This window comes from Trinickia symbiotica (assembly GCF_002934455.1).
GTDB lineage: Bacteria > Pseudomonadota > Gammaproteobacteria > Burkholderiales > Burkholderiaceae > Trinickia > Trinickia symbiotica.
The window spans coordinates 277,705-301,704 of sequence record NZ_PTIR01000003.1; the positions used below are offsets into that span (position 1 = coordinate 277,705).

Sequence of the window (24,000 nt, forward strand, 5' to 3'; positions counted from 1 at the left end):
CGTTTGCGGGCACGCTGCATCATCAGGAGACACATTGTGCGATTTTCGATCGGCAAGGCCATCAAGCCGCTCTACGTCCAGGTTCTGATCGGCGTGGTACTGGGCATTGCATTTGGAGCGGCCGAGCCTGCGCTCGGCACCGACATGAAAACGCTTGGCGATGCCTTCATCAAACTCGTCAAGATGCTGGTGGCGCCCATCGTATTCGCCACCGTGGTGACCGGAATCGCCAAGATGGGTGACATCAAGGCAGTCGGGCGCGTCGGCCTCAAGGCGCTCATCTACTTCGAGGTTGTCACCACGGGCGCGCTCGCCATCGGTCTCACAGTCGCGCATTTGCTGGCGCCTGGCAAAGGGATGAACGTCGATCCGGCTACACTCAATCTGGCGTCGGTCGCCGGCTACGCGAAGGTCGCGCAGGAATTGTCGCTCAAGGATTTCTTCATGCACATCATCCCCGAAAGCTTCGTGGGTGCATTCGTGCATGGCGACATCCTTCCGGTCGTCTTCATCGCCGTCCTATTTGGCCTTGCCCTCGCCCACGCCGAGCCACGCGCCGCCACGCTGATCAAAATCGTAGACGAGTTTCTCTATACGATGTTCGGCGTCGTGACGTTCGTCATGAAATTCGCGCCGATCGGTGCGTTTGGCGCAATTGCCTTCACTGTCGGCAAGTACGGCGTGTCGAGCCTGCTCGCGCTGGGTCAGCTGATGATGGCGTTCTATGCAACGTGCCTATTGTTCGTGCTGCTCGTGCTCGGCTTCGTCCTCAAGCTTTGCGGCGTCAACCTATTTCGATTCATTGCCTACCTCAAGACCGAAATTCTCATCACCCTAGGCACGGCGAGCGCGGAGCCCGCGCTGCCCCGGCTCCTCGACAAGCTCGAGCGGATGGGCTGCGAAAAGTCCGTTGTCGGTCTCGTCGTACCAACAGGCTATGCATTCAATCTCGACGGCGTCTGCATCTACCTGACCATGGCCGTGATCTTCATCGCCCAGGCGACGAATACCCATCTGACGCTAGGTCAGGAGTTGGTGATACTCTCGATGGGGCTCGTTACATCGAAGGGTATGAGTGGCGTACCTGGAGGGGGATTCGTCGCGCTCGCCGCAACGCTTTCCGCAGTCCATGTGCTTCCTCTGAGCGCGATCGCGCTTTTGGTCGGTATCGATCGATTCATGGGCGAGGCACGGGCGATCACGTCGATTATCGGTAACGCTGTCGCCGCCGTCGTTGTCGCGAAATGGGAAAAGGCGTTCGATCCACAGAAGATGCGTGACGCACTGTTTCACCGGGCCCAAGGTGCGGTCGATTCCGACGCGGAAACCTCGACATCCGGCCTCGCCACTGCCCGCGAGAGCCGCCCCCCAGCGTGAGGTCGTGATCACATGCGCGTCCGCGAAACATGGGGAGTGGGGCGCGTGTTTCACGGGCCTCTGCGCGCGACCCGCTTCGAACTCTGCCGCTTTGCCCGGCAAGATCTAGATGTGAGCCATCTCGATGACCATCACGCTCTCCTCTTCGCTCTCCAGTTGTGAGACTTGGTCAGGCAGGCGGCGCAACGGAGGCGCCAGCAACGCCATGGCGGGTCATAGCTTCGCCTATAAAACCGCTCGCCTTCATTTCTTCGATGAAGTCTCCAAGGAAGCGTGCTGCGACCGAACCCCGGTCCTTGGGGATGCCCATCGCCTGTTGAATCACCATGAACGGCTCATCCAGCAAGCGCAGACCGGCAACATTGCGCGCCTCGATTTCGAGCACCTGCTTCACGCCGGCCGCGACCTCGAGTCCGTTATCGAGAAACGTCTTGACCACAACTTGTGACGACGCCGCGCGTACCAGCTTTGCAGCTTGAATTTCGCGGGTCAGGAACAGATCATAGGCAGTCCCCTGCCCCACTGCGATGCGATTCGACGCAACGTCAACCTGATCATTGCGCGTGATTGGCGATTCCTGACGAACGAGGTAGCGGCCCTCGATCAGGATATACGGCGCCGTGAACGCGATCCCGGCGCCGCGAACCGGGTCGATCGCAAAAAAACCAATGTCGGCCCGCCCCTCGGTCACTGCCTCTACGGACTTTCTCGCCGTTTCGAATATCGCGAATTCGAGCTCGAGTTGCAGCCGTCGGGCAAGTTCGTGTGCAAGATCGACAGATATGCCGGTCGGCGGGGCGTCGGCCGATTGCCGGCTTGCAAGAACCGGGTTGCCGAGATTGATGGACGCACGCAATCTTCCGGTCGGAGCAAACGCACGAATGATAGATGGGTCGATATTCATAGAAGAGTCGTCGCGTCACCGGTGCGCCAGCGTGCCGGCGATCGCCTTTTGGAGAATAAGTGGAATTACGCCGCCTGCGCGCAACAAATCGACTTCGAGCGACGTCTCGACGGCGGCTATCGCCGTTATCGTGTCACCGCGACCATTCGCGCGAGCGATCTTCACGCCGACCGAGCATCTAGGAAACAGTGCGTCCGGCTCTACATCGACCTCGATCATGTCGCCAGGAGCGATGTGCAGTGTTGAAGGACTGACGCCAGCGGGCAGGCGTAACGGCAGGATGCCCATGCCGATCAGGTTGGATCGGTGAATGCGTTCGAAGCTGACAGCGAGCACGGCCCGTACCCCAAGCAGGCGCTGCCCCTTAGCCGCCCAGTCCCTCGATGAGCCCATTCCGTACCGCTCGCCCGCGACGAGCACGACCGAGTGCCCAGCCTCTCGGTAGCGTTGCGCCGCTTCGAAAATCGGCATCACTTCCCCGCTTGGAATGTGAAGCGTGTGGGCTACAGGGGCGTCGGGCTTCAGGAGATTCACGAGCGTCTTGTTGTAGAACGCTCCGCGCACCATTACCTCCCAATTGCCGCGTCGGGAAGCGAACACATTCAAGTCATCGCGATCGTCGCCGCATTCCACCAAGAAATCGGCAACAAAACTGTCTTTTGGAATAGCGCTTGCCGGTGAAATATGATCGGTCGTGACGTCGTCCCCCACCACCAGCAACGGATACGCGCGGTAGCTGCCAAGCTGCCCCGCTTCATCCAGCGAGGCAAACGGAGGACGCCGCAATATCGTCGAATCGGGGTTCCACGGATAGCGTGCGCTATCCGGCGAATCCAGCTCGCGCCATGCCGGGTTGTCGGCCGCTACAGCGAATGACTTTCGATAATCGCTTGGTTCGGCCGCGAGACGAAGGGCCGCGTCCACCTCTTCTTTCGTCGGCCAAAGATCGGACAGCCGGACCGCCCTTCCGTCCGGCGCCATCTGCAACGCATCATGGCTCAGATCCAACGCCGCATCGCCGGCCAACGCGAACGCCACCACCAGAGGCGGAGACATGATGAAGGCAAGATCCAGGTCAGGGTGAACGCGCCCCGGAAAATTCCGGTTCCCCGACAGGATGGCCACCGGCCGGATGGCGCTGGCCGAAATCCCCTCCTCAATCACGTCTGTCAAAGGGCCGGAGTTTCCGATGCACGTGGTACAGCCATAGCCGACGATGTCGAACCCGACTGCGGCGAGTTCCGACAAGAGTCCGGCTCGCCGGAGATAGGCACCCGCGGCAGGAGAACCGGGGGCCAGTGAGGTCTTTACCCATCGTGGCACTCTCAGCCCCAGGCGCCGCGCCTTGCTTGCAATCAATCCAGCGGCAATCAAGAGTGCGGGATCGGTGGTGTTCGTGCAGCTCGTGATGGCAGCAATGGCAACTGGATGAGGCGGCACGCCATGGAGAGCCGCGTGCGAATAGCAAGGGAATTGCTCGAGCGCCCTGCCTGTGTGCGCATAGCTCAAAAGATCCTGAGGCCGACGCGGACCCGCCACATGCATGCCGACTGCATCCAAGTCGATCTCGATCACGCGCGTATAGATGGGCTCGGCCTGAGGATCGAACCATAAGCCAGCACGGGTGCAAAGCGCCTCGACCAGCTCGATATTCTCGACGCTGCGGCCAGTGTCCCGCAGGTATTCGACGGTATTCGCGTCGACAGGGAAAAACGCCGTCGACGCGCCGTATTCCGGCGCCATGTTGGCGACCACGGCGCGTTGTCCGGCCGTGAGCGTCGAAACGCCAGGGCCGTAAAATTCGACAAACTCACCCGAGACGCCGATATCGCGCAGTCGCTTAGTAACGGTCAACGCAACATCCGTGGCGAGCACGCCGGGGCGAACCGCGCCCGTGAGCTTCACGCCGATCACATCCGGAATGCGTTGCATGACCGGCATGCCGAACATTACCGTTTGAGCCTCGAGCCCACCGACGCCCCATCCCAGCACGCCAATGCCGTTGATCATGGGTGTATGGCTGTCCGTGCCGATCATCATGTCGGGGACCGCCCATATCTCACCTGCGCGCTCCTCTGTAGTGACCACGGTGGCGAGCTGCTCGAGGTTGATCGTATGCATGATGCCGGTACCGGGCGGATGAATACGCACGCCGTTCAAGGCCTTCGATGCCCAGCGCAGGAACCGATATCGTTCGCCGTTTCGCCGAAACTCCAGTTGAAGATTGCCGCGTGCAGCGTCAGGCTGCGCGAAGTACTCCACTGCAAGCGAATGATCGACCGATGAGTCAACAGGCATGACCGGATTGAGCACCGCCGGATCGGCTCCCGCCTCGGCCAGCGAATCGCGCATGGCAGCGATATCCACGAGGGCCGGCGTGCTCGTCGTGTCATGCATGAGGACACGCCCCGGTTGAAACGCGATCTCATATTCGCTGCTGCCACTGTCGCACCACCTTAAGATGGCCTCGACCGCTCGCCGGCGTTCGTCGCCCGCGGTATTGCGCACGACGTTCTCGAGCAGCAGCCGCAGCACGACAGGCAGCCGGAATAGGCCTTGTCCGAACATGGCGGGCAGATCGACGAAGCGATACGACTTGCCGTTCACGACCAGCACGGCCGGCGAAGGAGCGTAGGTGTTTTCCATGGGCTATATTTTGTATTTTTTGTCAATGAAATACAATGCCGGATAAACCCGCGAGGGGCGTGCAGATCGCGATCGCATGGAACCGTGCAATCTGCCGCAGTTCGATCGCAAGAGGAAGCCAGGAATGTTTGCATACGTGGGCTCACGTACGACCGTCGAGCGCAGCGCACGAGGCGAAGGGATTAGCGTCTATCGAGTGCATCCCGACAGCGCACTCGAACTCGTTCAACTCGTCACCGATCTGATCAACCCGTCCTTCCTCGCACGGAGCGTCGACGGGCGCAGGCTTTACGCGGTGCACGGTGACATGGCGGACATCACCTCATTTGCGATCGATCCGCATTCTGGAAAGCTGACGTCGATGAACACCCAGAGCACGCGGGGTAAAAACCCTGTGCATCTGGCAATTGACCCGACCGGGAAATACGTGATCGTGTCCAATCACATCGGAGCCAGCCTCGCCGTGCTGCCGATCGCGCCGGACGGCTCACTCGAGGCTGTCTCGCAACTCTTGCCACTCGAAGGGCCGATCGGTCCGCATCGAATTGAGCAGACGCAAGCCAAACCGCACTTCAATCTGCTCGACCCCACGGGTCGCTTCGTCGTGGTGCCGGACAAGGGACTGGACCGTATCTTCGTTTTTCGGTTCGAGGGTGGAAAGCTCACGCCGACGGAACACGCGTTTATCGTCACGCGCGAAACGGCCGGCCCGCGACATGTCGCCTTTCATCCCCAAAACGCATATATGTACTGCGTCAACGAACTGGATTCCACGGTTACCAGTTACCGATACGCAGCAGACAGCGGCGCACTTATCCCGTTGCAGATATTGTCGACGCTTCCCGATACCTATACGGGCAATAGCCGCGCGTCGGAGATAGAGGTCGCGAGAAACGGGCGTTACGTATATGCGTCGAATCGCGGGCACGACAGCATTGCGATTTTCGCGATCGACCAAGCATCCGGTCGTCTGAGCTTCGTCGATGCGGAATCGACGCGGGGACACACGCCGCGCTATATAACGAGCACGCCCGACGGCCGCGTGATGTATGCGCTCAACGAAGACAGCGACAGCATCGTTGCCTTTGCGATTGACGACACGACAGGCCGCCTCGCATACACCGGATGCACGACTAATTGCGGCAGTCCTGTGTGCATGGTGTTTTCGGGCCGAGACGGGTGATTGCGAATGCCCGGATATGCCCTTCAGGCAACCGCGCGATGCGCCAGCGCCAAGCGTCCGATCTTCTGCCCGCTCGCTGGCGCGAGCGGCGGCCCGGCAGGCACATCGGAACGCACCTCACAGTGTGAACATTACACGTTGGCTGCCCGGTTTCAACTCCAGTTGCGTCGCCCTAATCCGTTCGGTCTGCTCAGGCGTAGCTCTCCGTGCTGCGAGGCGGGCGCACAGACCTTCGAGCTCGGCACGAACCAGCGACGATCGTGAGCCTCCCCGGCAAGCGCAAACGATCCCCTCCGTTCAACGATTTCGTTGCTCGGGATCGAGGCTTACCTGACGGCGCTCTGGTCGTGCCACGCCCCTTCCCTCGCAACTCGTCAAGCCTACTTCTGTTGCGCCTTCGTACACGACAACCTTCGCCAGGAATGCTTACGGACGCTTGCGACGCTATGGGAGCAACGCGATCAGTGGAGTTTCTCTGTATGCGAGCTGTCGGCGCGTGGGCGCGCGCCGAGGATTGTGCAGACGTCTTCAGTAACCGATCGCCAGTCCGTCACGACGGGGATCGGTACCGCCGAACAATGCACCGGCTGCCCGGTCAATCCAGATGGCGTGGCAGGTCCCGAGCGGGTTCTCCGCAGTGACGACAGGGTGACCAAGTTCGCGTAGTGCCGTTACCACCTGCTGCGGCACCGTGCGCTCCACTTCGAACGAGTTACCACGCGCGAACATTCTCGGATGATCGATCGCCTCTTGAACCGACATTCCGTAGTCGAGCGCATTCGACAATACCTGCAGCTGGCCCGCAGGCTGGAAATGCCCCCCGGTCACCCCAAAGGACATCACGGCTTCATCGTCCTTGGTGATCAATGCGGGAATGATTGTATGCAGAGGCCGCTTGCGACCCGCCAGTTCATTCGGATGTCCTTGCTCCAGCACAAAACCACATCCGCGGTTGTGAAGAAGCACACCCGAGCGCGGTGCTACCAGTCCGCTGCCAAAGTCGTCGAAGATCGAGTTGATGAGCGAGACGACGATGCCATCCTTGTCGACTACAGTTACGTAGACCGTATCCCGATGCTCGGGCGCACCGAAAGGCGTGAGGTCGGCAAGACGCTTTTGCATCGAGACCTTCGATGCCAGTTCCCGCACGTGGGACGATGATGTCAACCGGTCCCAATCAAACTCGGACGAAGACGGGTCGCACAGATATGCGTCGCGTTGGGTATAGGCAATCCGCGATATTTCGCCCTGCAGGTGGAATCGCTCCGCGCTCAGTGGAGCAAACCGGGCAACATCGAACGTTTCGAGCATTCCTGCGATCTGCAGAGCGATAATGCCCTGACCGCTAGGCGGACATTCCCAAAGACGATGGCCCCGATAGTCGCAGGAGACAGGCTGAACATACTCGGCCTTGAATTCGGCAAAGTCTTCCATCGTGTGACTGCCGCCCAGCCGCCGCAAGAATCCCACGATATCCTCGGCGATCCATCCGCGGTAGAAAGCCGCGGCGCCTTTCCTGGAAATCTCGCGGAGCGTTTCGGCAAGGGCCTTGTTCGTCTGCCGAGCACCCGCAGCCGGGGCAGCGCCCCGGTTGAGGAAAAGTTCCGCCGCCTCAGGCGTAGCCGACATCTTGGCCGTTTGCCGCCCCCAGTCCCTCGCCAGGCGTTCGGTCACCGCATACCCATCTTCGGCCGCCTTGATAGCCGGCGCCAGCAGCGTATCGAATGGTAACGCGCCGAACTCGGCAGCAAGCCTTTCCCAGGCTGAGAGCGCGCCAGGGACCGTCACCGCATCGGCAGAAGCCGGATTGATTGCCGTTTTCCCCGTCTCACGCAACCGTTCAACATTGACGGCCTTCGGCGCCCAGCCAGCACCATCGAGCGCTACGGGCGCATGCCCCGGCCTCTTTAGCAGCACGAAGCAATCGCCCCCGATACCGGTTTGGGTCGGCTCGACCACGGCGAGCATCGCGGCGATCGCAACGGCCGCGTCAATCGCGTTGCCGCCCGAGCGAAGTACATCAAGGCCGACAAGTGCGGCTGCGGGGTTGGAGGTCGCAACCATCCCTGAATGACCGACAGCCACCGATCTGCCGGGTACTTGAAAATCACGCATTGCTATTGTTCCAGTCAAATTTGATGAGGAGCGGCGCCAGGCCGCTCCGAGCCTGCGAACGTCACCGGATCTCAGTGCCAAAACTTTCCGATGACCGCGATCACACCGCTCACAAGGCAGACGACGCCGACAGCGAACACGAGCAGGTTGCTCGGGCGACCGCCAAATTTCTTGAGCGCGTCGATCTTCGTGAACGCATACAACGGCAGGAAATAGACGATGAACACGCTAACAGGCACCAGGGCAACCGTAATCAGGTCCACGACATCCAGATTGAAAATCGCGGAGGTCGTCGTGATCAGGAAAACGAGGCCGACGATCAGGCGGGAGAAACTCGCGCTATGCAGCGTCCTTTCGGACAGCCCGAAGAGGGTTCGACCGAACGTTCGAGCACTCTCTTCCGTGGCAAGGTAATGCGCCAGAAAGGACTTGATGACCGCCGTGAAGACGATGAGTTGTGATGCGATAGAGATGGCCGGAGTATCGAACTTTCGCGCAAGGAACGAGAGCACGGTCAGATTACTGGCTTTCACCTGTGAGAGCTCTGCAGGGGACAGCGCAAAGATGCAGCTCCACGAGAAGAACAGCATCGTAGAGACGGCCAGCAGGGTTGCCACCAACAGGATCTGCGGGACTTTGCGTACGGCTCGCGGGCCGTAGTACTTCTTCTGCGCGACGACGAAACTCGATGTGATTGAGGTAAAGCTAAAGGCGAACACGCAGAGCGGCAGGCCTTTCCATACGTTCAATGCCAGCGCGCTCACGCCACCGAAGTTCGTCGCCGTTGCCATCATGGCAGAATTCCAGTGCGGCGCGGCCATGAAACCGAAAATGATGATCGAGACGATGAACGGCGCGACGATGAAACCCATCGCCCGGACAACCACGTTCGTACCGTAACGCACGATCAGCATCAACGCAGCCACGCAGATCGGCGCGACGGCCCAACGGGAAAGCCCGTTGTAGTGCAACTGTGTCCGCGAAAAATCGAGGATCGTGTTCGTGATGGTGATGGTGTAAATCATCATCCCGGGAAACACGGTGGCGAAGTAGGTCGTCGTGAGAAATTTTCCCCAATTCGGCCCGAGAAATTCGATAGTCGTATCGAGTACGTTCCCTTCTCGCCCATCACGACTCGAACCGGCAAGCACATAGCGCGAGAGTGCGAGGTACGGGAAATATGTAATCGGAAACGCCAACAGGGACAGAATGACCATCGGCCAGAATCCGTGCAAGCCCAGACTGATCGGCCAGAATAACGAGCCTCCTCCCACCGCGCATCCGTAGATGCCCAAAACCCACATCGTGTCGTGCCGGCTCCAGCCTGAGCTCTCCGGCGCGACTGCTGCGCTGTTGCTTATGATTTCCATGTCTCACTCCAAGTCCTGCGCTCGACGGTCAGATCCGCAAGAGCTTTATTGATCAAGTGCCCGCCCCGCGCACGAGGCGGTATTGGTTGAAATAGAGGTGGGTATGTCTCCGTTTTGGACTGTTTGTCTGCCGTCACCTGGCAGCGTCTCACTTGCGCTTGATCGCTTTCCGAAACCGGATCATCGACACGATGACCGGTATCGCGACAGACATCTTTATGTTGAATTGGGATCTACTGGTTCAATACTAAACAGCATGGGTGCAATATCCGCGCGATTTTGGGCTCGCAAAAGAGATCGTTTCGCGATCTACATGCGGTATCCGAATCTTTGTTGCATCGCTTCCTGTGCACGGCCAACTGTCCCGCGGGCTACTCAAAATGCCCGGCTCTGCGGTGGGTCAGTCGGCAAAAAAAAGCCGGGTGTCCGCGAGAACCCCGGCTACGAAGAGCACGACTACTCCTTACCTTTTACTTTCGACAATCTTGCTGCCGTCCTGGCCCAGGTCCCACCAGAGGCCTGCCATGACCGCCAGCGACTCGCGCGCGACAGAGCCGAGGAAGTGCTCGTTCGGGGCATGTTGCGAGCAGGCCGGATAGGAGTGAGGCACCCACACCGTCGGCAGCCCAAGCGTCTCCGCAAAGATAACGTTGGGCACCGTGCCGCCCAGGTTTGGAATCAATGCAGGCTTCTTGCCCGTGGACTGAGAGATCGACTTCAGCGCCCAGTCGACCCACGGGTCGTCAAGGTCGAGCCGTGTAGCTGGGACGGCAGGTTTAACGATCACCTTGACCAGGTCCTTGTAGCCGTGGCAGGCGAGATGCTCCTCGAGGTACTTCTCGGTGTTCTGCCAGTCCGTGCCGACAACAAAACGCAGCTGGCAGTGAGCGCGTGCAGTCGGAGGCACTGCGTTGACCACCGCGTCCGGATTCCCGGCCTTGAAAGCGAGGACTTCGAGTGCGTTCCAGCCGAGCACACGCTCTGCGGAGGACAGACCTGGCTGGCCCCAGGTGGGATCAATCTCCGGTGCGTTGGCATCCGTGCCCAGCTCAATATCGGCGAGCGCCTCTCGGACCGCTGGCTGAATCGGCGGCGGAAGCAGCCCTTCGACAAGAATTCTGCCGTCCCGGTCGACCAAGGTGCCGATGGCATGAGCGAGAACGACCGCGGGGTTGCGAAGGACGCCGCCCCAGTTGCCCGAGTGATGCCCGCCATCACGCAGATTCACCTCGAGGTCGAAATTCAATTCCCCGCGCGAACCAAGGAAAATCGTCGGCCGCTCGGCCGAGACACGGGGGCCATCGGACGCAAGGAACAGATCGCCCTTCAGATATTCCTTCTCATTTGCACAGAGCTGATTCAGGCCCGGAGAATCGATTTCCTCGCCGGTTTCGAAGATGATCTTGACGTTATAGCCGAGGTTGCCCCCGCGTGCTTCAATGACTGCCTCTAGCGCCGCAAGGTTGACCGAATGCTGGCCCTTGTTATCCGCAATGCCACGCCCATACCAGCGATTACCGTCAACGACGATCTTCCACGGCTCGAGCCCCTTGTTCCATTGGTTGTCGTAGCCTCGGACAACGTCACCATGCCCATAGGTCACGACCGTCGGCAGATCGTCGCCCTCGTGACGGGTGGCAAGCAGCACCGGCGCGTCGATACCGGCGGGATTACTTACCAGTCTGGTTGTGAACCCGAGCCGTTCGAGCGTCGGTACCATCTCTTCATTGAGGTAGGCGTGAAGCGCGGAAGCCTGCTGCGCCTCCTGACTTTCCGTGCGAAATGCCACGCGACGGTCAAGGTCCGACAGAAACTTTCCCGAATCGTAAGTTGCTACTGCCGCGGCGATTGCTGATTCGCGATTGCCAATCTGTTTGGTCATTGTGATTCTCCCTTGCTCGTTAATCCTTCGCTCCCTGTATGCCTTGCGCGCACGAGGAGCGCTTTTCCCTGATCAAGCCGCCTTCGGATTCGGCCAAGCGCGTTGACGCTTCAATATGTCTTCGGCGCTCTCACCGACCAGATCCTTATAGACCTGCGGCGCCGTCGCCCCTTCCGTACTGATCAGCAAAACGCACGAATTGCTGTTGAGACCGACCGCTTTCCAGGCATCGGCGTTTGCATCGAGTACCTCTAGGCCGGCAAGGCCCGCGGCGCCTGATTCTCCAGAGATCACCGGGATATCCTTTACGTCACCGCTTGCCAGCACCTTCATCGCGGCGACCGCGTCGTCATCCGAAATCGTCATGAAGTAGTCAGCGCCCTTCACAAGAAAACGCCATGCGAGAGGCGACGTCTCTCCGCAAGCCAGGCCCGCCATTACCGAGTCAACGGAACCGGTGGCTTTCGCAGCCTCACCAGTGATGGCGCTCTGATACAGACAGTCGGCCTGCTTGGGTTCGACGACCACTACGGTTGGGCGGTTCTCACCGAACACCTCCCAGAGGTAGCTCAAAATGCCTGCGGCGAGACCGCCAACGCCACCTTGGAGGAAGACATGCGTGAAAGGCGATTTGCCATCGCCCTTGCCGCCGTATGCCTCAACAATTTCGGCTGCCACAGTGCCGTATCCCTGCATCACGTCGCGCGGAATGGCCTCGTACCCTTCATAGGAGGTGTCCGAGACGACCTGCCAGCCATTGACCTTCGCCAGACGTGCAGCCTCTTCCACAGACTCGTCGTAGTTGCCGGTGATACGCACGATCTCTGCACCATATGCGGCAATAGCTTCCTCGCGCTCGACGCTGACATTGGCGTGAAGGACGATCACGCACTTGCAGCCGATGCTTCGAGCTGCTGCCGCGAGCCCTTTTCCATGATTGCCGTCGGTCGCGCTGATCACCGTAAAGTCGCGAAGGCGATCCTTGTATGCGCCTTTGAACATCGACACTGGATCCATTCCCGCATCGGGAAAAAGGCGAAGAATCAATCGGACCAGTGCGATCGGCGCACCGAGGGCCTTGAAGCTGCCGAGTTCCGAGCGAACCGACTCGTCCTTGACGAGGACTTCGGCCACGCCCAGCCTGCGCGCGATGCCAGGAAGGCTGTACAGCGGCGTTGCACCTTCAGCAATACCGTCCCATGCGGAAATCCACCGCCGGCTTTCTTCCGCCTTCTCGACGGATAGAATCTCTTTCAGTTCGACGGGATAGGACGACCGGACCGCGCGACGGTTGGCGACAAACATGGGAACTCCGAGAAACAGGTTATTGGGTAAATGAGACGACAATACCGCTCAGGTGGAGAAATGTTACGGCCGCCCCCCCTGACTTTTTGACCATATTCGCGGCCCTCGATGCAACTTTGTCTCGACTTTATCGCCGTTATCGAAAGTCGTTCGCATAACCAGACTAAACGAGTGATGCTGAAGGTCGCGGCCTTCGCAGCGGCCACCGCTATCGGGATTTCGAGGAATGCGGCCCAGGCAGAGCCTGCCCAGCCCGCAACGGCGGGTGCCGCCGCGACTAGGAATACCCTTAACGCCATCAAGGCTCGCGGGTAACTCATCTGCGGCGTCGCGGGCGACCGTGCAGGATTCAGTCTGCTGGACGCGAAGGCTGTATGGAGGGACTTGGCGCCGATCTGTGTCGTGCAGTCTCCGCTGCCATATTCGGTGTGCCCGACAAGGTCCGATTCGTGTCGCTCACGAGCCTGACGCGCTTTACGGCGCCGCAGCCTGGCGAAGTCGATATCGCGGCACGTTTTACGACGTGGACCCTGCCCCGTGAGTCCAGCAGCAACGCGTCGCCATTGCTCGGGCACTGTACATGAAGTACAAGGTCATGCTTTTTGACGAGCCGACGTCTGCTTTGGATCCAGAGATGGTTAAGGAAGTACTAGACACGATGATCGCTCTCGCCCGGGACGGAATGACGATGCTGCGCGTCACGCATGAAATGGAATTCGCACGACAGGTCGCTGACCGCGTCGTATTCATGGATAAAGGGCAAGTCGTTGAATCGGGGAACCCCGCTGCGATGTTCGGCTCTCCCCGTTCGGGGCGACTTCAGAAGCTCCCCTCGGCCAGATACTGTACGAACAACAAGGGGATGGTGTTTTCCGGCCGAGACGGGTGATTGCGAACACCTGGATATGCCCTTCGGGCAACCGCGCGTTGCACCAGCGCCAAGCGCGCGATTTTCTGCCCGCTCGCCCGCGCGAGCGGCGGATCGACAGGCGCATCATCAGTTAAGTCAAACACCGACACAGCGTCGAGAAGATGCGCCGCCTATCCAATGTTTGATGAACGCACCTAGCAAGGTGACACATTACACGTTGGCTCCCGCTTCCTCCGGGAAGAGTGCGATGAAGTCAAGCATCTGCTCGCCAAGCAAATTCACGTGCGCTGACATGGCCTTGTCCGCAGCGTCTCCGTCTCCGCGCTCTATCGCCGCAATGACCTCCTCATGTTCGTCGATAGTATCGATCCGTCGACGCGTTTTCTGCGTGACGAGCTTGCGATAGGTCGAGACCCTGTTGCGCAAGCTTCGAGTCTGTTCGGCCAGAAACTCGTTCTGGCTCGCTTCATAGATGACCTCGTGGAAGCGTCGATTAACCTCGTAGAACCTATCGATTTCGTCGGAATGGACGATTGGTTTCAACTCCAGTTGCGTCGCCCTCATCCGTTCGATCTGCTCACGCGTAGCTCTCCGTGCTGCGAGGCGGGCGCACAAACCTTCGAGCTCGGCCATCACTTGAAACATCTCGAGGAGCTTACGAGCCGACAGCGCGGCAACCATTGCCGGTTGGCGGGGCCTCATCGTAATCAGCCCCTCTGAAGCGAGTTGCCGCAGCGCTTCCCGAATGGGCGTGCGCGAACAGTCAAAACGTTCCGACAGTTCAGTCTCTTCCAGACGTGATCCAGGAGGCAGCGCCCCCGACAGAATCTCGCCCTCCAAGGTTGTCAGGATTTCATCAGCGCGGGTCATTGTGTTCTCTCAGCGCAAGTCTGTATGCGGTTAGGCAGCCTTCATTGTCGCACGATTTGAGAGGACGCCTCAAAACCTATGCGGCCGCAACGATTCATGGCGAATAACTTGGCCAAAGCTGGTGCCTCCCCTGGACAACCTTTTCGCTGCCCGATCTCACTTCATGGTTTTCACCTACCCCCTCTCCTTCCTGCACATCCGTGTGACGCCCTGACATTGAGCGCTGGAAGGCTGATGCCCCTGGGGACTGTAAGGAAACGTCCTTGCCTGACAAGGAACTCGGGACCTTTTCGCGGCGAACCTTACGAATTCTTGGGACCGGCGAGGACCTTGCCGTGACGCGCTGACCCTCGGTTAGAATTCACTGATGCCTCTTGTTGTATTTTTATCAGTGGACTCTGTCGACACATGTGGGTAATGTTAGATACGTTGCATCGACATGTGAATGCAATAACGTCACTGTGGCGACGCAGCTTCGGCCAGCGATCGGCATTCACGGGGCGCCCCGGCGAGACCGAAGCAGGCACGCCGTGAAGTCAGATGACACGCACGGCAATGCGGCCGCGATGGGTCGGCGTTCGTCGCCGCCCACATTCGCGGTATGAGGAGATAAGCCGCTCAAGCGCGGCGCAGAAGACAAGGTTTGGACCAGATGAACAATGTTTTTCCCTACACGAAAAGAATGGCCGCGCGCCGCACGAAGCTCGCTTTGTCAGCGAGCGCCATTTGCATCGCCGGACTGACGGGGATACCGTCCACGACCCGGGCTGACGAGGGAGCAGAGCCTACGACAAGTGCGCCCGCTGCCAGTCCCTACCTGTCCGACTGGATTCATCAGAGCATCGGCGTGGTCGGCTCGAAGGACATCCGCTTCGGCCCATATAAGGTTAATGATGTCTATGCCGAGTATGAGTACTGGGGCCGAAAGGGACCGTTTGATCTGTACGGTTACGTTGATGTTCCGCGCACTTTCGGCGTGGGCAACTCGCACGACGGTGGCTACACGAACAAGGGCTCGCCCCTCTTCACGGAGCAGGAACCGCGCATCTCAATCGATCATCTTGTCGGCCGTAGCCTCGCTATCGGCCCGGTGAAGGAATGGTACGTCGCCTTTGACTGGATTTACGATCAAGGTCACAACACGGCTGGCCGGCAGAACACGCTATATGCAGGTCTTGGCACCGATCTGGCGGCACCCGGAAAGATGTTTCTCTCTGCGAACTTCTACGCACGCCAGCAATTCGAAAACTACGGCGCGCCGAACGCAAACTCCTTCGACGGATTCCGCTTCCAGATGAAATACGGCTATCCCCTCGGGACCTACTGGGGAGGCAATCTGTCTTATTTCGGTTTCTTCAACTACGACTTCGGTTCACGCCTCGCCGAGCAAACACAGGGCGTTCGGAGCGACAACGCTTTTGTCGCTACGAACGTGCTGAACTACGAGTTCAAACACCTGCGCTTCTGGACCGCAGCCCGCTACTTCCATAACGGTGGACAGTGGGCTGGCAAGACACTCGACTTTGGCGACGGTCCGTTCGCGAATGCCTCCACGGGCTGGGGCTGGTATGCCTACGTTGGATACCGATTCTAAACTCACTCATCTTTGAAGGACGCATTGTGGAAGCTTTGCGCAGTGTATTCGGCATCGTTGCTTTGCTCGTGATCGCTTTCGCGATCTCCAACAATCGCAGGGCAATCAACCCTCGTACGGTGCTAGCAGCGCTCGCGCTGCAGCTCGCGATCGGCGCATTCGCGCTGTTCGTCCCGCTCGGGCGCGACGCGCTCGGCGCTATAGCGCGCGGCGTGGGCAGCATACTTCAGAACGGCGAGAGCGGGATCGCGTTCATGTTTGGCGGTCTGGTCGGTCCAAAAATGTTCGAGGTATTCGGCAGGGACGGCTTTTCCTACGCCCTCCGCGTCCTGCCGCTGATCATTTTCGTGACGGCACTGATCGCCGTGTTGTACTACCTGCACGTGATGAAATGGATAATCAAGGTCATTGGAAGCCTGCTCGCGAAGGTCATGGGCATCAGCTCGATCGAAGCCTACTCGGCGGTTGCCACCATCTTTCTCGGCCAACAAGAAATCCCCGCGCTCGTGAAGCCGTTCATCAAGAAGCTCTCGGGACCGCAAATCTTTGCGGTCATGAGTAGCGGCATGGCGTCGGTTGCGGGGGCTGCGTTGGCAGGCTATGCCATGCTCGGAGTAAAGATGGAATACCTGATCGCGGCGTCGTTCATGGCCGTGCCTGGTGGCATTCTCTTCGGCAAAATCATCTGTCCGGTTACCGAGCCGAATCAGATCGAGGTCGACTCTCTTGAGTTCGACGAAAAGCGGGCCGCCAACGTGATCGAAGCGGCTGCAGCGGGCGGAGCCGTGGGAATGAAGATCGCAGTGTACGTGGCCGCGATGTTGATTACTTTCATCGGCCTGATCGCGCTGCTCAATAACATGGTATCGGGCATTACGGGGTACTTCGGATTCCACGACGTGACCTTGCAGTACTTGCTCGGCATAATCTTTTCGCCCATTGCGTGGTTGATCGGTGTGCCGTGGCACGACGCATCCATTGCCGGCAACTTCATCGGTGTGAAGCTCATCTTGAACGAGTACGTCGCCTACACCGGCCTGGCGCCATACCTACAAGCCACCACGCAGGTCATCGCAAGCGGTCTCCAGGTGCTCTCGCCGAAAACTTTGACGATTGTCTCATTCGCTCTTTGTGGCTTCGCCAACTTTTCGTCGATCGCAATTTTGACCGGCAGCTTCGGTGCGATTGACCCAGAGGTGCGGGGACGCGTCGCCAAATATGGGCTTCGAGCACTCGCGTCGGCCACTTTGTCGAATTTGATGAGCGCGACCATTGCAGGCCTCTTCGTCTCGCTCGCTGCAATGTAAATAAACAACGGTCTGCACCAATTGGACGCGTGAGTGCCGCGTCCAATTGTCATTTGGCTGCCGTCACGAAGGTTGATTTTCGTGCCCCCGGCTCGCTCTTTAACGTCTCCCCTCCACATCGAACGTAGACCTTACCCGGATGACCTCAGAACTCGCCCAAGCTCCTGCACGCAATGAATTGACGGAATTGGCCCTCAAGGCGTTGCATTTGATCGACCTCACGTCGCTGAACTCGGACGACACCGACGAGCGGATCGAGGCCCTGGTCGCATCGGCAGATACTCCCGTGGGCACGCCCGCAGCCCTATGCATTTACCCACGCTTCATCGGCACCGCGCGTAAGGCATTGCTCGCGCGCGGTCTGAAGATGCCGATTGCAACCGTCATCAATTTTCCGCAAGGTAATCCGGTACCGGGCGTTGCCGCGCGGGAGATCGCTGAGGCGGTGGCCTTGGGCGCAGACGAGGTCGACGTTGTCTTTCCCTACCGAGCGCTGATCGATGGAGATGCCCAAGTTGGCCGCGAATTGATCGACCAAAGCCGTGCGGCGGCAGGCGGAAAGTGTCTGAAGGTCATCATCGAATCGGGCGAACTCAAGGATCCGCAACTGATCCGGCTGGCGAGCGAGATTTGCATCGAGGGCGGCGCCGATTTCCTTAAGACCTCGACGGGCAAAGTCCCTGTGAATGCAACCCTGGAGGCTGCACAAATCATGCTCGGGGCGATCCGCGGATCGGGCCGGATCGTTGGATTCAAGGCGGCAGGCGGCGTGCGAACCGCCGATGAAGCCGCGGCCTATCTCAAGCTTGCCGAGAGGATTCTCGGCCCGACATGGGTTACGCCGGCAAGGTTCCGCTTTGGCGCCTCAAGTCTGCTCGCGAACCTGCTGGCGACTCTTGGTCATGGCAACGCGCCGACTCAAAACAACGTGTACTAAAGGAGGGAGTATCAGATGTTCCTTGCTCAAGAATTCATTCGGAAAAAGCGAGATGGTCTGACGGTGAGTCCGGAAGACGTCACCGCTTTCATCCAAGGGATCACCGACGGAAGCATTTCGGAAGGACAGATCGCGGCTTTCGCGATGACGGTGTTCTTCAATGAACTTAATGTCAACGAGCGGGTAGCATTGACGTTGGCACAGCGCGATTCCGGTACCGTACTCGATTGGTCTTCGTTCGATCTCAACGGACCGATCGTCGACAAGCACTCGACCGGTGGCGTCGGCGACGTGGTCTCGCTGATGCTGGGACCGATGGTGGCTGCGTGCGGCGGCTACGTACCGATGATCTCTGGTCGCGGTCTTGGTCACACTGGAGGGACGCTCGACAAACTCCAATCGATTCCGGGATACAACATCACCCCCGATACCCAGACTTTCCAACGTATCGTGCGCGAAATTGGTGTCGCGATTATCGGCCAGACTCTTCAACTCGCGCCTGCGGACCAGCGCATCTATTCGGTACGTGACGTAACGGCGACCGTCGAATCGATTTCGCTGATCACCGCATCGATCTTGTCGAAAAAGCTCTCGGCCGGCCTCACAGGTTTGGTCATGGACGTGAAAGTCGGTTCCGGTGCAGTAATGCCTACGTTCGAAAAGTCCGTAGAACTTGCAGCGAGCATCGTCGACGTAGGTAATGGCGCCGGAATGAAAACGACGGCGGTCCTGAGCGACATGAACCAGCCTCTCGCGCCGGTTGCCGGCAACGCGACCGAGGTGCGATGCGCTATTGACTATCTCACCGGGAAAACCCGCCCGAAGCGCCTGCACGACGTCACTATGACGCTTGCATCTCAGATGCTCCAGGTTAGCGGCCTCGCTCCTGACGAGCCGGCTGCGAGCGCAATGCTGAACCGCGCGCTTGACTCCGGTGCCGCTGCAGAGCGGTTCGAAAAAATGGTCAACGCTCTCGGTGGTCCCACAGACTTCATTAACGCCGTCGATCGGCATCTTCCGGATGCGCCGGTAAAAGTACCGGTTCCCGCACCGAGAACCGGTTGGGTTCAACGTGTCGACTGCCGGGCCGTTGGGATGGCTGTGGTCGCTTTGGGGGGCGGGCGCATGCGAGCGGAAGATGTGATCGATCCCACCGTTGGTGTTTCGGGAGTGGCAGAGTTGGGGCAAATGGTCGAGGCCGGATATCCGCTCGGTTACGTCCATGCGCGCGATGAGGCTGCCGCGGCACGTGCCGTTGCAGACTTGCAGCGCGCGTATACGCTCGGCGACGAACGTGAGCAGGAGCCGCCAACCATTCATCGAGTTATGTGCCAATAGATGCTTGAGGAGTGAGCAGCCATGCGAGCAATCGTTCTAGTTTTGGATTCACTAGGTATTGGCGCAACACCAGATGCCGATCGCTTCGGTGACATCGGTGCCAATACTCTCGGCCATATAGCAGCGCGTTGTGCCGGTGGTCATTGTGACGTCGCAGGCGGCCGGAAAGGTCCATTGCACATCCCTAACCTCGAGGAACTGGGTCTGGGGCTTGCGAGCCAACTGGCTTCCGGCCGTATCCCCGACGGTTTGCACGTCGCCCCCTCGTTATCCGGCGCCTATGGCGCTGCATGCGAACGCTCGACTGGCAAGGACACACCATCCGGGCACTGGGAAATGGCAGGCGTCCCCGTGACGTTCGACTGGGGATATTTCAGTGCCCCGACGAACACCTTTCCGCATGAGTTGCTTGAGAAGATCGTGAGCCGCGCGAATCTTCCGGGCTACCTCGGCAACTGCCACGCATCGGGTACGGAAATCATCTTTGCACTCGGCGAGGAACACGTTAGAACGGGAAAGCCGATTTTCTATGCTTCTGCAGACTCTCTTTTTCAGATCGCTTGCCACGAAGACCGTTTCGGCCTGGAGCAGCTATATCGTCTATGTGAGATCGTCCGCGAGGAAGTCGACGCGTACAACATTTGCCGGGTCATCGCACGACCTTTCAACGGCGAGACGGCAGAAACTTTCCGCCGAACCGGTAACCGAAGGGATCTGGCAGTGCCGCCCCCGGCACCCACGGTGCTTGAAAAGCTCCATTTCGCTGGCGGCCAGGTCATTGCTATCGGCAAGATCTCCGACATTTTCGCAGGCGTCGGGGTGACGCAGAAACTGTTCGCGCATGGGATCGACGAACTCTGGGAAGTCACGTTGAATGCCGTCCGCGACGCACCCGAATTCAGCATCGTGATGACAAACTTCGTCGACTTCGATCAAAGTTTTGGTCACCGCCGTGATGTCGCAGGCTATGCAACTGCCCTCGAGCAATTCGACCGGCGGTTGCCTGATCTTAGAGCGCTGCTGCGAGATGACGATGTCCTGATACTCACCGCCGATCATGGCTGTGACCCGACCTGGCCCGGCAGCGATCACACGCGAGAACATGTTCCCGTGCTGGTCTCCGGCCCGAGAGTCCCTTGTCAAAACCTCGGCGTGCGGGAGTCCTTCGCTGATATCGGGCAGAGTCTCGCGGTGTGGTTCGGTCTGCCCGCCTTTCCCGACGGCCGCTCGTTTTTGACCGGTAGGGCGTGAGTGGGGACATCGGGGCCTAGGTACCCAACTTCTCCTCGCCCCTAACGTTGAGCGGCCGCACGCCGGCTCGTGTTCGCTCGCGCGTCAGTTCCTGCGAGGTACTCCAATCGTCAAACAGAGGCATATATGAACGAAACCGAATCTGTTATCGGTCGCAAGAAGCGACACGTCGAAATTGGTGCGACAGCACTACCGCGCTGCGTCTTACTACCAGGCGATCCAGCGCGAGTTCCAGTAATCGGCAGTACGTGGGATAGGTATGAGGACGTCTCCTTCGTTCGCGAATATCGACTCGGCGTTGGTGCCATCGGCGGCATATCCGTCGCCGCGTGTTCGACCGGCATCGGTGGCCCCTCCACGGAAATTGCGGTGCTAGAGCTTGCTGAGGCTGGTCCCGATACGTTCATCAGGGTCGGCACCTGCGCGGCCCTCCAAGAACATATCAGGCCGGGAGATCTAGTCATTCAGCACTCCGCAGTCAGACTTACCGGTACAGTCGACGCGTACGTCAACCGCGATTTTCCTTCGGTTGCCGATCTCCAGGTTACGAACGCGCTCATCGCAGCGTGCAATGAGCTTGGCATCAAATACCACGTGGGCATGACGGCTAGCGTTGATTCCTTTTATGGCGGGCAAGGCAATCCCCTGCCAGGTGGACATTCGATGACTGACCTCACAGGCCCTGCAGAGTATCTGCGGTCCCGAAAGGTTGCGACGTTTGAAATGGAAGCGGCGACGCTCTTCGTACTCGGCTCGCTCTTCGGACTTCGAACCGGAAGCGTCTGCGTGGTCGGTTCTAACCGGGTTACCAATGAACGGCTCGAAGTCGACACCGCAGTCCTTCCTGCTTGCACTGTCGCGTCGATGGCCGCGGCATCCCTCTCGCTCCGGTAGTTACTCGCTGCGAATCATTGATACGGCTCTCTACAATACGCCGTAGGCCGGCCAGGCTACCTCGCAATTAAGGAAAGTATGAGAAGTGCCGGGCACACGTGTGCCCGGCACTCCTTCAATCGCGAACACTGCAGTCGGCCCAATTCGTTTTCGCTGGCGAATGAGGTCATGCCGCCGACGAAGCCGTAAGCATCCGCACAAAACGTTGCCTAAACGCGATCGTCGACTTTGAACGCCGAAACCAGTCTCGTCAGTTCCGCCGCCTGTTGTTTCAAACTATCCGCAGCCGCCGCGCTTTCTTCCACCAAAGCCGCATTTTGCTGGGTCGTCTGATCCAGCGACTGCACGGCACACTGGATTTGATCGATGCCTGCGCTCTGCTCTAAACTCGCCTCGGCAATCTCGCGCATCATCGCACTCACGCCTTGCACCTGCGCAACAACGTCACCCATCACCTTGCCGGCCTGGCTGACGAGCAGCGACCCGGCGCTCACTGTTCCCGCGCTGTGCTCGATTAGTGCCTTGATCTCCTTGGCCGCCTGTGCACTTCGCTGCGCCAGATTTCGCACCTCCGTCGCAACGACAGCGAACCCCCGCCCCTGCTCCCCGGCCCTGGCCGCTTCCACCGCCGCATTCAATGCGAGAATGTTTGTCTGAAACGAAATACTGTCCATCATGGCGATGATCTCAGAGATCCGCTGCGACGCCGCGCTGATCTGCTCCATCGTGCTAACGACATCACCGACAATCTGTCCACCACGCGCCGCTGCATCCGACGCGCCGCCGATCGACTCGGCGGCGGTCGTGGCCCTCTCGGTGTTGTTTCGCACGACCGCCGTGATCTGCTCCATCGACGACGCGGTCCGCTCGAGATTGCTTGACTGCTCTTCCGTCCGTTGGCTGAGATCCGCATTGCCCGACGCGATCTGCGTCGCCCCTGTCGCGATCGCCGCAGAAGCCGCGCGAATCCGGTGCACGAGCCTGGACAACGACGATACGAATCGGTTGAATGCTTCGGACAACTGCCCGATCTCGTCCTGGCTATCAACCGTCATGCGGCGCGTCAAGTCGCCCTGCCCGCTGGCGATCTCCGACAGCAGCATCGCCGCGCGCCGGATCGGCGAACTAACCGCACGCCCGACCAGCCAGATCACGATCAGCGAGACACTCAGTCCCGCCACCGCCGCTACCAGCGTCGCACTCAGGATCGCCCGCGTCACCGGCCCGAGCAATTCAGCCTGCGGCACCTCAACCACCACATACGAATCCAGCTCAGGAACGAACGACGTCGCGATGAAGCGGGATCCGCGGTCGCCCACATAGCACAGGTACGCATAGGGCTTGCCTGCCAGAAGCACCGACGACACATCGTGGGGCAGCCCTCGCTCATCCTTCAGGAAATGCTTGCCGTCCATTAGCGAAGTTTCACGGTGCATGATAATCGTCCCGTCTGAACGCACGAGATACGCCAATCCGGTTTCGCCGATTCCATAGCCCTTGATCGCCTTCGCCAGCTCCTCCGCGGAAAAGGCAATACTGGCGGCGCCGATGGGCGTGCCGTTAAGCTCGACGCGACTGTTGATGAACATGAGGTCGACAGTCCCCTCGTGATCCATGTTCACTTCGAATGGCTTGCGGGACGATAGGAAGCGCGGCAGCCACTGATCTTTATCGGTAAGCTTCTGCTGCAGGCCGGCCTCGTTGTAGTAGTTGCCGCTCTTCACCGACGCCCAGCCCACGGATGTCGCCTTCTGCTCGTCCTTCACATTCCGCGCCAGCTGGATCCAGTTGCGTGCGCTGGCGTCGGGTTCTCCGTCGGCTTCCCATTGAAGCAGGAACGCATCGCGCGCCAAAGTACGCACTGCAGCGATCGGCCCGGCCATCTGACGCTGTACGTCAGCGCGAATGCCATTGACGGCACTGGGCAATTCCTCCTGGATTACGCGATCGCGTACCGCACCGCTGATCAAACAGACGCTCAGGCCGCTCGAAATAGCGACGAATACGAGCAGACAACTCGCCATGCTGACAACCAGCTTGTTCTGAATAGAAAGTTTGCGCCAGAATTGCATGCTTAGAGTTGCTCTTGATAACAGTTGGGTATGAGCCTGCCTGATTGATCGGCATGCCGTCGCAAAACCGCATCACTGAATGGG

At 59.3% G+C, this 24,000-nt stretch carries 17 protein-coding genes and 1 pseudogene; 9 read left to right on the plus strand and 9 right to left on the minus strand.

All coding sequences use genetic code 11. The features are described 5' to 3' along the window. The first annotated feature begins 36 nt into the window (after positions 1-36). Positions 37-1,377 (plus strand): C4-dicarboxylate transporter DctA, encoded by a 1,341-nt coding sequence (gene dctA / locus B0G57_RS07460; protein ID WP_102607030.1) that lies wholly within the window; start codon positions 37-39, stop codon positions 1,375-1,377. 169 nt (positions 1,378-1,546) lie between these two features. Here dctA and B0G57_RS07465 read toward each other — a convergent pair whose 3' ends face one another. Together B0G57_RS07465 and acnA are read right to left on the minus strand one after the other, a co-directional pair. Beyond that, entirely contained in the window at positions 1,547-2,281 is a 735-nt protein-coding gene (locus B0G57_RS07465; protein WP_102607031.1) for a transporter substrate-binding domain-containing protein, read from the minus strand. 15 nt (positions 2,282-2,296) lie between these two features. Next, the gene (acnA, locus tag B0G57_RS07470) at positions 2,297-4,927 is read right to left on the minus strand and encodes an aconitate hydratase AcnA (protein WP_102607032.1); all 2,631 of its coding nucleotides are present in this window, start codon (positions 4,925-4,927) and stop codon (positions 2,297-2,299) included. A gap of 124 nt (positions 4,928-5,051) precedes the next feature. Here acnA and B0G57_RS07475 point away from each other — a divergent pair, with 124 nt between their 5' ends. Next, complete coding sequence (locus tag B0G57_RS07475) at positions 5,052-6,110, plus strand: lactonase family protein (protein WP_102607033.1); 1,059 nt, start codon at positions 5,052-5,054, stop codon at positions 6,108-6,110. A 117-nt stretch (positions 6,111-6,227) separates the two neighbouring features. On the opposite strand, the gene B0G57_RS32105 is transcribed toward B0G57_RS07475, so the two are convergent. From B0G57_RS32105 to B0G57_RS07500, 5 genes are all read right to left on the minus strand, one after another. Further along, positions 6,228-6,398, minus strand: a complete 171-nt coding sequence (locus B0G57_RS32105; protein ID WP_146013355.1) for an FCD domain-containing protein — start codon at positions 6,396-6,398, stop codon at positions 6,228-6,230. Positions 6,399-6,638: 240 nt separating this feature from the next. Further along, on the minus strand, positions 6,639-8,225 hold the full coding sequence (gene ggt, locus B0G57_RS07485; protein WP_102607034.1) for a gamma-glutamyltransferase: 1,587 nt from the start codon (positions 8,223-8,225) through the stop codon (positions 6,639-6,641). A gap of 71 nt (positions 8,226-8,296) precedes the next feature. Further along, positions 8,297-9,595, minus strand: a complete 1,299-nt coding sequence (locus B0G57_RS07490; RefSeq protein ID WP_223258643.1) for an amino acid permease — start codon at positions 9,593-9,595, stop codon at positions 8,297-8,299. Between the two features lie 463 nt (positions 9,596-10,058). Beyond that, positions 10,059-11,477, minus strand: coding sequence for a M20 family metallopeptidase (locus tag B0G57_RS07495; RefSeq protein WP_102607035.1), 1,419 nt, complete (start codon positions 11,475-11,477; stop codon positions 10,059-10,061). 72 nt (positions 11,478-11,549) lie between these two features. Further along, entirely contained in the window at positions 11,550-12,782 is a 1,233-nt protein-coding gene (locus tag B0G57_RS07500; protein WP_102607036.1) for a diaminopropionate ammonia-lyase, read from the minus strand. Between the two features lie 544 nt (positions 12,783-13,326). Here B0G57_RS07500 and B0G57_RS07505 point away from each other — a divergent pair. After that, positions 13,327-13,631: pseudogene (locus B0G57_RS07505) on the plus strand (ATP-binding cassette domain-containing protein); the annotation flags it as partial. Positions 13,632-13,863: 232 nt separating this feature from the next. Here B0G57_RS07505 and B0G57_RS07510 read toward each other — a convergent pair. Then, positions 13,864-14,523, minus strand: coding sequence for a GntR family transcriptional regulator (locus tag B0G57_RS07510; RefSeq protein ID WP_102607037.1), 660 nt, complete (start codon positions 14,521-14,523; stop codon positions 13,864-13,866). 652 nt (positions 14,524-15,175) lie between these two features. On the opposite strand from B0G57_RS07510, the gene tsx reads away from it, so the two are divergent. The 6 genes from tsx (at position 15,176) to B0G57_RS07540 (ending at position 21,844) form a co-directional block, all read left to right on the plus strand. Next, positions 15,176-16,117, plus strand: a complete 942-nt coding sequence (tsx, locus tag B0G57_RS07515) for a nucleoside-specific channel-forming protein Tsx (RefSeq protein ID WP_102607038.1) — start codon at positions 15,176-15,178, stop codon at positions 16,115-16,117. 26 nt (positions 16,118-16,143) lie between these two features. Further along, complete coding sequence (locus tag B0G57_RS07520; protein ID WP_102607039.1) at positions 16,144-17,424, plus strand: NupC/NupG family nucleoside CNT transporter; 1,281 nt, start codon at positions 16,144-16,146, stop codon at positions 17,422-17,424. 139 nt (positions 17,425-17,563) lie between these two features. Beyond that, positions 17,564-18,361, plus strand: a complete 798-nt coding sequence (gene deoC, locus B0G57_RS07525; protein WP_102607040.1) for a deoxyribose-phosphate aldolase — start codon at positions 17,564-17,566, stop codon at positions 18,359-18,361. Positions 18,362-18,376: 15 nt separating this feature from the next. Beyond that, positions 18,377-19,699 carry a thymidine phosphorylase gene (gene deoA, locus B0G57_RS07530; RefSeq protein WP_102607041.1) on the plus strand — a complete coding sequence of 441 codons (1,323 nt, stop codon included), beginning with the start codon at positions 18,377-18,379 and terminating at the stop codon, positions 19,697-19,699. A 21-nt stretch (positions 19,700-19,720) separates the two neighbouring features. Further along, positions 19,721-20,950, plus strand: a complete 1,230-nt coding sequence (locus B0G57_RS07535) for a phosphopentomutase (RefSeq protein ID WP_102607042.1) — start codon at positions 19,721-19,723, stop codon at positions 20,948-20,950. Positions 20,951-21,076: 126 nt separating this feature from the next. Beyond that, positions 21,077-21,844: a nucleoside phosphorylase gene (locus B0G57_RS07540; protein ID WP_102607043.1), complete on the plus strand. Its 768-nt coding sequence runs from the start codon at positions 21,077-21,079 to the stop codon at positions 21,842-21,844. A 209-nt stretch (positions 21,845-22,053) separates the two neighbouring features. On the opposite strand, the gene B0G57_RS07545 is transcribed toward B0G57_RS07540, so the two are convergent. Beyond that, positions 22,054-23,916, minus strand: coding sequence for a methyl-accepting chemotaxis protein (locus B0G57_RS07545; RefSeq protein ID WP_102607044.1), 1,863 nt, complete (start codon positions 23,914-23,916; stop codon positions 22,054-22,056). Positions 23,917-24,000 lie beyond the last annotated feature (84 nt).